11 protein-coding genes are annotated in these 13,731 nt (G+C 72.5%); 8 read left to right on the plus strand and 3 right to left on the minus strand.

The window, feature by feature from the left end:
• The first annotated feature begins 50 nt into the window (after positions 1-50).
• The 6 genes from gatC to AB4K12_RS18180 all read left to right on the plus strand — a co-directional run bounded on the left by gatC (position 51) and on the right by AB4K12_RS18180 (position 6,904).
• Entirely contained in the window at positions 51-347 is a 297-nt protein-coding gene (gene gatC, locus AB4K12_RS18155) for an Asp-tRNA(Asn)/Glu-tRNA(Gln) amidotransferase subunit GatC (RefSeq protein ID WP_086568054.1), read from the plus strand.
• A gap of 5 nt (positions 348-352) precedes the next feature.
• Positions 353-1,846, plus strand: a complete 1,494-nt coding sequence (gene gatA, locus AB4K12_RS18160; protein ID WP_368435145.1) for an Asp-tRNA(Asn)/Glu-tRNA(Gln) amidotransferase subunit GatA — start codon at positions 353-355, stop codon at positions 1,844-1,846.
• Positions 1,843-2,097 carry a hypothetical protein gene (locus AB4K12_RS18165; protein ID WP_086568050.1) on the plus strand — a complete coding sequence of 85 codons (255 nt, stop codon included), beginning with the start codon at positions 1,843-1,845 and terminating at the stop codon, positions 2,095-2,097. The genes gatA and AB4K12_RS18165 overlap by 4 nt, the downstream gene beginning before the upstream one ends.
• Before the next feature lie 25 nt (positions 2,098-2,122).
• On the plus strand, positions 2,123-3,631 hold the full coding sequence (gene gatB, locus AB4K12_RS18170; protein ID WP_368435146.1) for an Asp-tRNA(Asn)/Glu-tRNA(Gln) amidotransferase subunit GatB: 1,509 nt from the start codon (positions 2,123-2,125) through the stop codon (positions 3,629-3,631).
• 207 nt (positions 3,632-3,838) lie between these two features.
• On the plus strand, positions 3,839-4,435 hold the full coding sequence (locus AB4K12_RS18175; protein WP_368435147.1) for a hypothetical protein: 597 nt from the start codon (positions 3,839-3,841) through the stop codon (positions 4,433-4,435).
• A 195-nt stretch (positions 4,436-4,630) separates the two neighbouring features.
• The gene (locus AB4K12_RS18180; protein WP_368435148.1) at positions 4,631-6,904 is read left to right on the plus strand and encodes an MMPL family transporter; all 2,274 of its coding nucleotides are present in this window, start codon (positions 4,631-4,633) and stop codon (positions 6,902-6,904) included.
• Between the two features lie 126 nt (positions 6,905-7,030).
• Here the strand turns inward: AB4K12_RS18180 and AB4K12_RS18185 are convergent, their stop codons facing one another.
• Genes AB4K12_RS18185 through AB4K12_RS18195 form a run of 3 tightly spaced genes read right to left on the minus strand, consistent with a single transcriptional unit; the run spans position 7,031 to position 9,451 of the window.
• Positions 7,031-7,195, minus strand: a complete 165-nt coding sequence (locus tag AB4K12_RS18185; protein WP_179198823.1) for a DUF6191 domain-containing protein — start codon at positions 7,193-7,195, stop codon at positions 7,031-7,033.
• 15 nt (positions 7,196-7,210) lie between these two features.
• Positions 7,211-8,356, minus strand: coding sequence for a sorbosone dehydrogenase family protein (locus AB4K12_RS18190; protein ID WP_368435149.1), 1,146 nt, complete (start codon positions 8,354-8,356; stop codon positions 7,211-7,213).
• Between the two features lie 60 nt (positions 8,357-8,416).
• The gene (locus AB4K12_RS18195) at positions 8,417-9,451 is read right to left on the minus strand and encodes an aldo/keto reductase (protein ID WP_368435150.1); all 1,035 of its coding nucleotides are present in this window, start codon (positions 9,449-9,451) and stop codon (positions 8,417-8,419) included.
• 73 nt (positions 9,452-9,524) lie between these two features.
• Between AB4K12_RS18195 and AB4K12_RS18200 the strand changes: the two genes are divergently transcribed.
• Complete coding sequence (locus tag AB4K12_RS18200) at positions 9,525-10,487, plus strand: 2-hydroxyacid dehydrogenase (RefSeq protein ID WP_368435151.1); 963 nt, start codon at positions 9,525-9,527, stop codon at positions 10,485-10,487.
• Between the two features lie 316 nt (positions 10,488-10,803).
• Positions 10,804-13,689 carry a putative bifunctional diguanylate cyclase/phosphodiesterase gene (locus AB4K12_RS18205; RefSeq protein ID WP_368435290.1) on the plus strand — a complete coding sequence of 962 codons (2,886 nt, stop codon included), beginning with the start codon at positions 10,804-10,806 and terminating at the stop codon, positions 13,687-13,689.
• Positions 13,690-13,731 lie beyond the last annotated feature (42 nt).

The raw sequence follows: 13,731 nt of genomic DNA on the forward strand, positions 1-13,731 counted from the left end.
ATTGGGGCGAAAGCCGTACACCCAATCCACCCACCCTTGAGGATCGCTGCATGCCTGGCATCACGCGCGAGGAGGTCGCTCACCTCGCCCGGCTGTCACGTCTGGAGCTGAAGGCCGAAGAGCTCGACCACTTCGCCGAACAGCTCGACGTGATCATCGGCGCGGTCGCCCGCGTTTCCGATGTGGCCGACGAGGACGTACCGCCGACCTCCCACCCGCTGCCCCTGACCAACGTCATGCGGGCGGACGAGGTCCGCCCGTCGCTGACCCCCCAGGAGGCGCTCTCCGGCGCCCCCGCACAGGAGCAGCAGCGTTTCAAGGTGCCGCAGATCCTGGGGGAGGACTGACCCGCATGAGCGACATCATCAAGCTCACCGCAGCCGAGATCGCCGCCAAGGTGGCCTCCGGCGAGATCACCGCCGTCCAGGTCGCCGAGGCCCACCTGGCCCGTATCGACGCCGTCGACGAGAAGGTGCACGCCTTCCTGCACGTCGACCGCGAGGGCGCGCTGGCCCAGGCCCGCGAGGTCGACGCCAAGCGCGAGCGCGGCGAGAAGCTCGGCCCGCTGGCCGGCGTCCCGCTGGCGCTGAAGGACATCTTCACCACCAAGGGCGTCCCGACCACCGTCGGCTCCAAGATCCTCGAAGGCTGGATCCCGCCGTACGACGCGACGCTCACCAAGCGTCTGAAGGACGCCGACGTCGTCATCCTCGGCAAGACCAACATGGACGAGTTCGCCATGGGGTCCTCCACCGAGAACAGCGCCTACGGCCCCACCGGCAACCCCTGGGACCTCACCAAGATCCCCGGCGGCTCCGGCGGCGGCTCCTCGGCCGCGCTCGCGGCCTACGAGGCCCCCCTGGCCATCGGCACGGACACCGGCGGCTCCATCCGCCAGCCCGCCGCCGTCACCGGCACGGTCGGCGTCAAGCCCACCTACGGCGCGGTCTCCCGCTACGGCATGGTGGCCTTCTCCTCCTCCCTCGACCAGGGCGGCCCCTGCGCCCGTACGGTCCTGGACGCGGCCCTGCTGCACGAGGTCATCGCCGGTCACGACCCGCTGGACTCGACCTCCATCGACGCCCCGGTCCCGCCGGTCGTCGAGGCCGCCCGCAACGGCTCCGTCGCCGGCATGCGCGTCGGTGTCGTCAAGCAGTTCCGCGGCGAGGGCTACCAGGCCGGTGTCATCCAGCGCTTCGACGAGTCCGTGGAGCTCCTCAAGGAGCTGGGCGCGGAGATCGTCGAGCTGGACTGCCCGTCCTTCGACCTGGCGCTGGCGGCGTACTACCTCATCGCGCCGTCCGAGTGCTCCTCGAACCTGGCCCGCTTCGACGCCATGCGCTACGGCCTGCGCGTCGGCGACGACGGCACCCGCTCGGCCGAGGACGTCACCGCCCTGACCCGCGAGGCCGGCTTCGGCCCCGAGGTCAAGCGCCGCGTCATGCTCGGTACGTACGCCCTGAGCTCCGGCTACTACGACGCGTACTACGGCTCGGCGCAGAAGGTCCGCACGCTCATCTCGCGCGACTTCGACAAGTCGTTCGAGCAGGTCGACGTGATCGTCTCCCCGACGACCCCGACCACCGCCTTCGCGATCGGCGAGCGTGCCGACGACCCGATGGCGATGTACCTCGCGGACCTGTGCACCATCCCGACCAACCTGGCCGGCAACTCCGCCATGTCGCTGCCCTGCGGCCTCGCGCCCGAGGACAACCTGCCGGTCGGCCTGCAGATCATCGCTCCCGCCATGAAGGACGACCGGCTCTACAAGGTCGGTGCCGCGGTCGAGGCCGCGTTCACCGAGCGCTGGGGCCACCCCCTGCTCGAGGAGGCACCGTCGCTGTGAGCACCGACAAGAAGAGCGCGCTGACCAAGGCCAAGGGCTTCAAGAAGTCCAAGGCCGGTACGTACCTGTCCATCGGCACCACGCTGTTCGGTGCGGTGAGCGTGATCAAGCAGGCGAAGAAGGCCCGTGGCGAGCAGGACACCCTCCAGCTCGTCGACGCGGTCGTCTCCGCCGCCGCCATCGCCACCGGCGTGGCCCTGCTCGTCCGCGAGCTGCGCCGCATGAACAGCGACGACGTCCTCGCGGGCTGAGCCGGGACTGAGAGGTTAGTTTTCCGTGACCGTCACTGAACTGGTGTCGTACGAGGAGGCGCTTGCCACCTACGAGCCCGTCATGGGGCTCGAGGTGCACGTCGAGCTCGGCACCAAGACCAAGATGTTCTGCGGGTGCTCCACGGAGCTGGGCGCCGAGCCCAACTCGCAGACCTGCCCCACCTGCCTCGGCATGCCCGGCTCCCTCCCGGTCGTCAACGCCGTCGGCGTCGAGTCGGCCGTGAAGATCGGTCTCGCGCTGAACTGCGAGATCGCCGAGTGGTGCCGCTTCGCCCGGAAGAACTACTTCTATCCGGACATGCCGAAGAACTTCCAGACCTCCCAGTACGACGAGCCCATCGCCTTCAACGGCTACCTGGACGTCCAGCTGGAGGACGGCGAGATCTTCCGCGTGGAGATCGAGCGCGCCCACATGGAGGAGGACACCGGCAAGTCCACGCACGTGGGCGGCGCCACCGGCCGTATCCACGGCGCGTCCCACTCCCTGCTGGACTACAACCGCGCCGGCATCCCCCTCATCGAGATCGTCACCAAGCCGATCACCGGTGCGGGCGAGCGCGCCCCCGAGGTCGCCAAGGCGTACGTCGCCGAGCTGCGCGAGCTCATCAAGGCGCTCGGCGTCTCCGAGGCCCGCATGGAGATGGGCCAGATGCGCTGCGACGTCAACCTCTCGCTGATGCCGAAGGGCGCCGAGAAGTTCGGCACCCGCAGCGAGACCAAGAACGTCAACTCGCTGCGCTCCGTCGAGCGGGCCGCCCGCTTCGAGATCCAGCGGCACGCCGCGGTGCTCAACGCCGGCGGCACGATCCTCCAGGAGACCCGGCACTTCCACGAGGAGGACGGCTCCACGACCTCCGGCCGGATCAAGGAAGAGGCCGAGGACTACCGCTACTTCCCCGAGCCGGACCTGGTGCCGGTGGCCCCCTCCCGCGAGTGGGTCGAGGAGCTGCGGGCGGGCCTGCCCGAGCTGCCGCGCGTGCGCCGCAACCGGCTGCGCGAGGAGTGGGGTGTCTCCGAGCACGACATGCAGTCGATCCTCAACGCGGGCGCGGTCGACCTGATCGTCGCCACGATCGAGGCCGGTGCCGACGCCGCGTCCGCCCGTAAGTGGTGGATGGGCGAGCTGTCCCGCCGCGCCAACGAGGCCGGCGTCGACCTCGCCGCGATGGAGATCACCCCCGAGCAGGTCGCCCGGGTGTGCGCGCTGGTCGCCGAGGGTTCCCTCAACGACAAGCTGGCCCGCCAGGTCATCGAGGGCGTGCTCGCGGGCGAGGGCGCCCCGGACGAGGTCGTCGAGAAGCGCGGCCTGAAGGTCGTCTCCGACGAGGGCGCGCTGGGCACGGCCGTGGACGAGGCCATCGCGGCCAACGCTGGCATCGCCGACAAGATCCGCTCCGGCAAGGTCGCGGCGGCGGGTGCGCTCGTCGGCGCGGTCATGAAGGCCACGCGCGGCCAGGCGGACGCGGCCCGCGTGCGCGAGCTCATCCTCGAGCGGCTCGGCGTCGAGGGCTGACCCTCCCGCGCCGTCGGTACTCGGTACGCAGCGAAGGCCGTCCCCCTTGTGGGGGGCGGCCTTCGCCGTACGTTGACGGCGAGCGGGCCCCGGTGCACCGGGACGGCCGAGATTTGCCGGTACGTACCCCATGCGGGAAAACGGTCCGGCATGATCGCGGCAGTGGGGCCTGTCAGGGTGCCCGCACACGACGTGTTGGGGGTAGCAATGCGACGGTTGAGCACAGGACTGGCCGCGCTCCTGCTCGCGGGAGCCGGCCTGCTGGCGACGGTGCCCGCGGCGCAGGCCACGCCGGCCGGGCCCGGCGCGCCGGCCGCTTCCGCGGCGGCCTGCGGCACCGGCTGGGGGAGCGTGCCGAAGGTTTCCACCGACAGCCGGTACGCGCCGCTCAGGGACATCAGGACCGGTAGCCACGGCTGCTACGACCGCATGGTTTTCGACACTCTCGGGCCGGACACCGGCGCCCCGATCGGCTACCACGTGCGGTACGTCGACCAGCTGCGGCAGGACGGCTCCGGGGACGTCATCCCGGTGAGCGGCGGGGCGATCCTCGAGGTCCGGGTCGCGGCGCCCAGCTACGACCCGCGGACCGGTCGGGCCACCTACGACGGCACGGTGCGCAAGCCCCTGCCGGAGGTGCGTCTGAACGGATACCGGACGTTCCGCGACACCCGCTTCGGCGGCAGTTTCGAGGGCGACACCCAGGTGGGCCTCGGCGTACGCGCCCGGCTGCCGTTCCGCGTGTTCCAGACCGGCAACCACATCGTGGTGGACGTGGCGCACGGCTGGAACGGCTTCGCCTGACGGGAGGGGCGCCGGATACGAAGGGTGCAGAAAGTCCCCTTTGTGGCTTAACCCACAAAGGGGACAAATGATCTTTTCCGGCTGTCACAGTGGGGCGCCAGGGAACCCCTGAGGGGTGACCTTCGCCCAGTTGCTCAGCGGTCGAAACCACGGGTCATGTCCCGGAGATCGACGCGAAACCCGGGAAGCGGCCAGATGACCTCACTCGCCCGGTGGTGCCTGCGCCGCCGATTCGCCGTCATCGTGCTGTGGCTCGTCGCCCTCGCGGGCACGACGGCCGCCGCCACACTGACGGGGGCGGCCTACTCCAACGACTACGGCGTCCCCGGCACCGAGGCCGCCCGCGCGACCGCGCTGATGGAGAAGGCGTTCCCCGGCGAGGGCGGCGACGACAAGATCGTCTGGCACACCGACCAGGGCACCGTCCGCGCCGCCGACGTCGAGGCGCGCATGACCGCCACCCTGCGCAAGGTCGAGACGCTGCCCGGCGTGAGCTCGGTCAGCGGCCCCTACGGCGCCGCCGGCGCCGCGCAGATCAGCCCCGACGGGCACACCGCCTACGCCTCGGTCGCCTTCGCGACCCAGGGCGGCGACCCCGACAAGGCCCAGGTCGCCCAGGTCGTCGAGACCGCCGGCAAGGCCGCCCGCGCCGACCTCCAGGTCGCCCTCGGCGGCAGCGGCATCGCCACCACCGAAGGCAAGAGCGGCCACCTCAGCGAGATCATCGGCATCGCCGTGGCGGCGGTCGTGCTCTTCGTGGTCTTCGGCTCGCTCGCCGCCTGCCTGCTGCCCATAGCGACCGCTCTCGTCGGCGTGGGCACCGCCGCCATGACGACGGTCCTGCTCGGCCACCTGATGAAGGTCGCCGACTTCGCCCCCATGCTGGGCACGCTCATCGGGCTCGGCGTCGGCATCGACTACGCCCTGTTCATCGTCACCCGCCACCGCAAGGGCCTGCGCCAGGGCCTGCCGGTCGCCCTCGCCGCCGAGCGGGCGGTGGCCACCACCGGGCGCGCCGTGGTCTTCGCGGGCGGCACGGTGTGCGTGGCCCTGCTCGGCATGCTCATCCTGCGGCTGAACTTCCTCACCGGCGTCGCGGTCGCCGCCTCGCTGACCGTCGTCCTGACCGTCGCCGCCTCCATCACCCTGCTGCCCGCCCTGCTGGGCCTCATCGGCTCCCGGGCGCTCAGCCGCCGCGAACGCCGCAGCCTGGCCCTGTCGGGGCCGAGCCCGGACGCCCCCACGGGCCTGGCCGCCCGCTGGTCGGCCTTCGTCGAGCGCCACCCCAGGCTGCTGGGCACCGTGGCCGCGGCCGTCATGCTGACCCTGGCCCTGCCCACCCTCTCCCTCCACCTGGGCACCTCCGACCAGGGCAACAACCCGGCGAGCTCGACCACCCGCCAGGCGTACGACATGCTCGGCCGCGGCTTCGGCCCCGGCGTCAACGGCCCGCTGACCCTCGTGGCGCCGCTCGACAGCGCCTCCGACCGGCTGGCCTTCAACCGGCTCCCCGACGCCCTGCGCCACACCCCCGGCGTCGCCGCCGCGAGCCCCTCCACGCTCAACGGCAGCGGCGACACGGGCGTCATCACCGTCGTCCCCACCACCTCGCCGCAGTCCCGCGAGACCAGCGACCTCGTCGACCGCCTGCGCGACAACGTGCTGCCCCGGGCCACCGCGGGCAGCGGCCTGGACGTCCACGTGGGCGGCATGACCGCGAGCTACGACGACTTCGCCGGCGTCATCCTCGGCAAGCTCCCGCTCTTCGTCGGCACCGTCGTGGGCCTCGGCTGCCTGCTGCTCCTGCTGGCCTTCCGCAGCATCGGCATACCGCTGAAGGCGGCGGCGATGAACATGGCCGCGGTCGCCTCCTCCTTCGGCATCGTCGTCGCGATCTTCCAGTGGGGCTGGGGGAGCGAGGCGCTGGGCCTGGGCGGGGCCGGCCCCATCGAGCCCTTCCTGCCGGTCGTGATGGTCTCGGTCCTCTTCGGGCTGTCCATGGACTACCAGGTCTTCCTGGTCAGCCGGATGTACGAGGAGTGGCTGGCGACCCGCGACAACTGCCGCGCGGTGCGGGTGGGCCTCGCGGAGACCAGCCGCGTGATCAACTCCGCGGCCGTCATCATGATCTCGGTGTTCCTGGCCTTCGTGCTCAGCGGCGACCGCGTGATCGCCATGTTCGGCATCGGCCTGGCCGCCGCCGTGGCGCTGGACGCCTTCGTGCTGCGCACGCTGCTGGTCCCCGCCCTGATGCACATGCTGGGCGGCGCCAACTGGTGGCTTCCGGCCTGGATGGACCGGGTGCTGCCGCGCATCAGCATCGAGCCGGCCGAGGAGCCGGCGGCGACGCCCGCACCCCTGCTGGAGCCGGTGGCCATACCGCTGCGGTCCCTGCCGGGGGAGCACCCGGACGTTCGTACGGGCGGGATCCCGGCGGAGGAGGTCCGCGCCGACTCGCTGGCGCGGTGACACGGCGGGCCGGGGAGCCCGCGGCCTCAGCCCTGCCCCCCGGCCTCAGCCCCTGGCGTCCCGGCCGCAGCTCTGCCCCCCGGCCTCAGCCCCTGACGTCCCGGCCGCGGCCCTGACCTGCCGGCCTCAGCCCTGCCGGGGCCGGATGACCACGTGCCCCGAGTCCAGGTCGATCGGGCCCTTGGCCGGATCCCCGTCACCGACGTCCTCGCGGGTGAACTCGAGACGGTTGCGCTCTTCCTCGGTGCGTTCCCGCCCCGGCGCGAACACCTCGTCTATCACGTTGAACATCAGGACTCCCGTCCGTCATGTCACCTTCAGGCGGAGCAGCCGGTCGTCCTGTGGCCCGGGCCTGCCCCGTCCGTCCGTGTTGCTCGTCGTCAGCCACAGTCCGCCGTCGTCTGTAGGGACAACCGTGCGAAGCCGCCCGTAGTTCCCCACGAGGAACGCCCGGGGCACCGCCACGGGCCGCGATCCCCGCAGCGGGACGCGCCACAGGCGCTCCCCGCGCAGGCCGGCCATCCACAGGGAGCCGGCAGCGTAGGCGAGGCCGCTGGGGGAGGCGTCGGAGGGGCGCCACTGCTCGACGGGGTCGACGAAGCCCGGCCTGCCCGCCTTGCCCTCGGCCCGGGGCCAGCCGTAGTCGCGGCCCGGCTCGACGAGGTTGAGCTCGTCCCACGTGTCCTGGCCGAACTCCGACGCCCACAGGCGCTTGTCCGCGTCCCACGCCAGGCCCTGCACATTGCGGTGGCCGTAGCTGTAGACGACCGAGTCGGCCCGCGGATTGCCGTGGGCCGGTTCGCCGTCGGGGGTCATGCGCAGGATCTTGCCGCCGAGGGAGGCGGGGTCCTGGGCGAGCTCGCGCCGCCCGCCCTCGCCGGTGCCGGCGTAGAGCATTCCGTCGGGGCCGAAGGCGATGCGCCCGCCATTGTGGACGGTGCCCTTGGGGATGTCGCGCAGGACGGTGTCCGGCGGCGTCAGCTGCTCGCCCGCCGGGCGCTTGTCGTTGACCAGCATGCGGGCGATGCGATTGTCGGACTCGGTGGTGAAGTACGCGTACAGCGTGCGGTCTTCGGCGAAGCGCGGAGAGACCGCCAGGCCCAGCAGCCCGCCCTCGCCCGCCGCCGCGACCCCCGGCACCGAGCCCACCTCGGTCCGCCGCCCGTTCCCGGCCGCGATCCGGACGATCCTGCCGGTGTCGCGCGAGCCCACCAGCAGGTCGCCGCCGGGCAGCGTGGTCACGCCCCAGGGGGAGGGCAGCCCGGTGGCGAGCGTACGGACGACCTCGGCCGAGCCCTTCGCGGGCGCCCCGGCGGACGCGGACGCCGTCCCCGACGGCGATATCCGGCTCTCCGGTCCGCCGCCTGGCCTCCCGCCGCCGTCCGAACAGCCCGTGGCGGCGATCAGCAGCGCGGCGGCCACGGCGGTCGGGCGGCGTCGTGAAGGGCGCACGGTGAGGGTCCTCTCGCCTCGGCGGCGTGCATCACGCGTCCTTCATACACCCCGGCCCGCTCAGTCCCAGGACCCCATCGCCCTCGGCAGGGCGGCTATCTCGGCGAAGTCCTCGCGCGTCAGCCGCAGTCCGGCGGCCTCGGCGTTCTGCACCGCCCACCGCGCCTTCTTCGTGCCCGGCACCGGCACCACATGCCGGCCCTGGGCCAGCACCCAGGCCAGGGCGACCTGGGCCGCGGTGGCGTCGTGGCGGTGTGCCACCCGGCGCAGCCCGGCGACTATCGGCTGGTTGGCGGCCATCATCTCCGCCGTGAAGCGCGGGTGCCGCGCGCGGACGTCCTCCGGCTCGAAGCCCTGGCCGGGAGTGAGGGTGCCACTGAGGAAACCATTCCCCAGGGGCATCGCGGCCAGCAGTCCCACCCCGCGCGACGCGCACCACGGCACCAGCCGGTCCAGCGGCTCCCGCGACCAGACCGACAACTCCGCCTGCACACAGCTGACGGGGAAGACCTGCTGCACCCGCTCGAGCTGGCGGATCGTCGCGTCGTACATCCCCGCGCCGGAACGCGGCCCGGAGCGCGGCCCGGAACGCGCCCCGGCGCCGGGCCTGCGCGGGGCCCGCGCGCCGATCGCGCACCACCCCAGCGCCCGCACCTTCCCGGCGGAGACCAGCTCCGCCATCGCCCCCCAGGTCTCCTCGACCGGCACCTCCGGATCCGGCCGGTGCAGCTGGTAGAGATCGATCACATCGGTCTGCAGCCTGCGCAGCGAGGCGTCGCACGCCCGCTTGACGTAGCCGGGCCGGCCGTTGGCGACGATGTGCGACTCGCCCACCAGCAGCCCGCACTTGGTCGAGACGAAGGCCTCCGACCGCCTCTCGCGCAGCACCCGCCCCAAGAGCAACTCATTGGTGAACGGCCCGTACATGTCGGCGGTGTCCAGCAGGGTGGCCCCCGCGTCGAGGGCCGCGTGGATCGTGCGCAGCGCGGTCTCGCCGTTCTGCTGGGAGGCGGTGTACGCCCAGTGCATGGGCATGCACCCGAGGCCGATCGCCCCCACTTCGAGCGCCGTCGCACCGATTGTCCTGCGGTCCACCGGCCGTACCCCTCCCGTTCCTCGCCCCCAAAGTAACCTCTGCCTCCGGGGCCCCTTCGCATAGCCTCCAGACATGAGCGCAGATCACAGCGGTTCCGCCGCCCTCCCCCTGGCCTGGCTGCCGATCGAGCCCGAGGAGATCGAGGGCCTGCCCGAGGGGCTCCGGTACGCCCACTGGAACGGCGGGCCCGACTACCCCACCGATCCGGCCGAGTGCTCGTTCTACTGCGTGCCGTACCTCAAGGGCACCGCCGTCTCCGCGCGCCCGCTGCCGGAGATGTCCCGGCTGCGGGTGGTGCAGACGCTCACCGCGGGCGTCGACGACATCCTGCCCGCCGTCCCGCAGCTGCCGTCCGGCACGCTGCTGTGCAACGCCCGCGGGCTGCACGACGCCAGCACCGCCGAGCTGGCCCTGGCGCTCACCCTCGCCGCCCTGCGCGACATCCCCGGCTTCGTCCGCGCGCAGGACGCGGGGGAGTGGCGGCAGGAGTTCCGCCCGGCGCTCGCCGACAAGTCGGTGCTCATCGTCGGCTACGGCTCGATCGGCGCGGCCATCGAGGACCGGCTCGTTCCCTTTGAGTGCGCGCGGGTGGTGCGCGTCGCGCGCTCCCCGCGCACGACAGCACGCGGCCCGGTGCATCCGGTCGCCGCCCTGCCTCAACTCCTGCCCGACGCCGACGTGGTGATCCTCGCCACCCCGCTCACGGACGAGACCCGGCACCTGGCCGACGCCGCGTTCCTCGGCCGGATGAAGGACGGCGCGCTCCTGGTCAACATCGCGCGCGGCGCCGTCGTGGACACCGAGGCCCTGCTGACCGAGCTGGAGCGGGGCCGGCTGCGCGCCGCCCTGGACGTCACCGACCCCGAGCCCCTTCCCGCCGGTCACCCGCTGTGGAAGGCACCCGGAACCCTGATCACCCCCCATGTGGGTGGACCTTCCTCGGCCTATCTGCCCCGGGCCAAGGCCCTCCTGCGCGATCAGCTGGCCAGATTCGTACTGGACGAGCCTCTGCGAAATGTCGTAGCCACCGCGTAGCCGTTCCGGGCCGCGAACGCCCCGCTACCACGTAGAGACATCATTCGGCTGCGCTCCGTATCCGTAATCCGGTAGCTAGTTACGCTATGTATATGAGCTATGTCCCTGAGTGACGAGTCTGGTGTATCGTCCCGACGGGGGCTGCGCCGCGCACCGTACGGACGCAGCGATGTACCGGCACTCGAGGGGGGCGACGGGCGATGCACGGCCAATGGACGATCTACCCGACGCGGCTCAGGCGCGGACCACGACCGCACGGCACGGCGACCCCGGTCCTGTGGCTCCCATGGCTCGGTCTGCCCCGGACGGCGGCGCGGTGAGCGCCCCCGGAGCGGCGCTGGCCCGCCGGCCCGCCCCCGCCGGAGGGCCGGGCGTGCTCTCCCAGCTCCTCCTCGCCGTGATCTGCGGCGGCTACGCCACGGGCGCCGCCTTCGGCTGGGGCTCGGCCGAGCTCGCCACCACCATGGGCGACTTCGGCCTGAGCGGCGCCGCCGGCCTCGCCGCCGTCTCCTGCTTCTGGTACGGGCACACCCGCAGCACCCGCTTCCGGCCCGCCTGGCTGCTGTTCGCCGCCTCCTCCGCGATGGCCGGCTTCGGCAACGCCGTCTGGGGCTGGTACGAGGTCGTGCTGAACCGGCCCGTGCCGAGCCCCTCCCCGGCCGACTTCTGCTTCCTGCTCTTCGCGCCGCCCGCCATCATCGGCCTGCTGGTCCTGGCCCGCCGCCCGGTGACCCGGGCCGGCTGGGTCTGCCTGGGGCTCGACTCCTGGCTCATCGGCGGCTCGCTGCTGACGCTCTCCTGGAGCCTGGCCCTCGCCCACACCGCGCACTTCGCGGGCGAGACCGTCGCCCACGCCGCGCTCTCCCTCGCCTATCCGCTGCTGGACATCGTGCTGGTGTCCATGGTGCTGGCGCTGCACTTCAGGCGCTCCTCGGCCAATCGCTCCGCCATCAACACCGCCATCGCCGCCCTGGCCCTGACCGTCCTGTGCGACGCGCTGTTCACCTCACCGCTGCTGCGTGACCACTACCGCTCCGGCCAGATCCTCGACGCCGGCTGGTTCGCGGGCTACCTGCTCATGGCGTACGCGCCCTGGGTGGCCCGCGAGGAGGGCGAGGAGACCCCCGGCAGGCGCCCGCGGCCCCTGCCGGCCTCCAGCCGGCCCATCGCCGGCTCGCTCGCCGCCCTCACCCCCTACCTCGCCGCCGCCGTCTGCACCCTGGGCATCCTGTACAACGTCCTCGACGGCCACCGCGTCGACCGCGTCGTGCTCTTCACCGGCTGCACGGTCGTCCTGGCGCTCGTCGTCCGCCAGGGCATCATGCTGCTCGACAACATCTCCCTCACCCAGGAGCTGGCCCAGAAGGAGAACCACTTCCGCTCCCTGGTGCAGGGCTCCAGCGATGTCATCATGATCGCCGCGCCCACCGGGATACTGCGCTACGTCAGCCCCGCCGCCGCCGGGGTCTACGGCCGTGACGCCGAGGAGCTCGTCGGCTCCGAGCTCGCCTCGCTGATCCACCCCGAGGACCTGGGCCGCGTCGTGCACGAGGTGCGCCGCTTCCTCGCGGCCCCGCCCGCCGAGGAGCCCACCACCCGCATCGAGTGCCGCTTCCGCTCCGGCGGCGGCGACTGGCTCAACGTCGAGTCCACCGTCAACCGCCACCACGGCGGGCTGATCTTCAACAGTCGCGACGTCACCGAACGGGTCCGCCTCCAGGCGCAGTTGCAGCACACCGCCGAGCACGACACGCTCACCGACCTGCCCAACCGCGCCCTGTTCACCCGGCGCGTCGAGCAGGCCCTCGCCGGCCGCAGAGTCACCGACGCCGGCACCGCCGTGCTCTTCATCGACCTCGACGGCTTCAAGGCCGTCAACGACACCGTCGGCCACCAGGCCGGCGACGAACTCCTGGTGCAGGCCGCCCGCCGGCTCCAGGACTCGGTACGGGCCGGGGACTCCACCGCCCGCTTCGGGGGCGACGAGTTCGCCGCGCTCATCATCGGCGACGGCACCCGCGACGCCGCCGCCCGCGAGTACCGCATCCTGGAGATCGCCGACCGGCTCCGGCTCACCCTCTCCCAGCCCTACCTCGTCGAGGGCGGCACGGAGGTCCGCGTCGCCGCCAGCATCGGCGTCGCCTTCGCCGAGCCCGGCATCACCCCCGGCACCCTCATGCGCAACGCCGACCTCGCGATGTACCGCGCCAAGCAGGCCGGAAAGGGCCGCGTGGAGCTCTACGCACCCCAGATGCAGGCCGACGTCGTACGCCGCGCGGAGCTGGCCACCCGGCTGCGCACCGCCCTGCACGACGGCGAGTTCGCGCTGCTGCACCAGCCGGTCGTCGAGCTGGCCACCGGCGGCATCACCGCCGTCTCCGCGCAGGCCCGGTGGCGCTCGGCCCAGGGCATCCTCTTCACCCCGGACGAGTTCCTGCGGGTGGCCGAGATGGACCGCGGCGACGAGAGCGCCCGCACCGCCGAGCTCGGCCGCTGGACGCTGGAGAAGGCCGCCGAGCAGGCCGGCCGGCGCCGCCGCGCGGGCCACGCCGTGCCCGTGTACGTACGGCTGCCCGCCGCCCGGCTGCTCGACAAGTCGCTGCCGCCCAAGGACATCGAGGCGATCGTCCTGCGCCACGCCCTGCCCGCCGGATCGCTCGTCCTGGAGCTGTCCGGCAGCGACCCGCGCGTCCCGCTGGACGAGCTGGAGCGACGCCTGGCCTCGCTGCGGCGCTTCGGGGTGCGCATCGCGCTCGACGGCTTCGGCAGCGGCTACGCCGCCATGAGCGCCCTGCGCCGGCTGCCCATCGACGTCCTCAAGCTCGACCGCGGCCTGGTCGACGGCGTCGTCGAGTCCCCCCGCCTGCACAAGATCACGGCGGGGCTGCTGCGGATCGCCGGGGATCTCGGCATGCAGTCCGTGGCCGACGGCGTGGACGTCCCCGAGCAGGCCCTCGCCCTGCGGGCCATGGGCTGCACCCATGGGCAGGGCGCGGCCTTCGCCGGAGCCCTCGACGAGCACCGGCTGCGGCACGCCCTCGAATGCGGTCCGTACGCACTTCCGGGCGATCCCCCGAACGGCGGAAACGAGGTGCTCGTAGGGGGTGCGCTGCCCGTACGATCCGGGGCCGTGGGCGGTGCCGGAGCGCTCGCCCATGCTCCATTGCGCTCAAATAATGAGACGCCCGTCCCACCCACTTGACACTTCAGGTGTGCCGGAGGGAGGGTCGATCCCATGCGCACC

The sequence above is a fragment of the Streptomyces sp. C36 genome (assembly GCF_040932295.1).
Taxonomy (GTDB): domain Bacteria; phylum Actinomycetota; class Actinomycetes; order Streptomycetales; family Streptomycetaceae; genus Streptomyces; species Streptomyces triculaminicus.

What these genes read in the sequence shown, in the direction of transcription:
- gatC (WP_086568054.1), top strand. Translation starts at nt 51, where the DNA reads ATGCCTGGCATCACGCGCGAGGAGGTCGCTCACCTCGCCCGGCTGTCA.
- gatA (WP_368435145.1), top strand. Translation starts at nt 353, where the DNA reads ATGAGCGACATCATCAAGCTCACCGCAGCCGAGATCGCCGCCAAGGTG.
- AB4K12_RS18175 (WP_368435147.1), top strand. Translation starts at nt 3,839, where the DNA reads ATGCGACGGTTGAGCACAGGACTGGCCGCGCTCCTGCTCGCGGGAGCC.
- AB4K12_RS18180 (WP_368435148.1), top strand. Translation starts at nt 4,631, where the DNA reads ATGACCTCACTCGCCCGGTGGTGCCTGCGCCGCCGATTCGCCGTCATC.
- AB4K12_RS18185 (WP_179198823.1), bottom strand. Translation starts at nt 7,195, where the DNA reads ATGTTCAACGTGATAGACGAGGTGTTCGCGCCGGGGCGGGAACGCACC.
- AB4K12_RS18200 (WP_368435151.1), top strand. Translation starts at nt 9,525, where the DNA reads ATGAGCGCAGATCACAGCGGTTCCGCCGCCCTCCCCCTGGCCTGGCTG.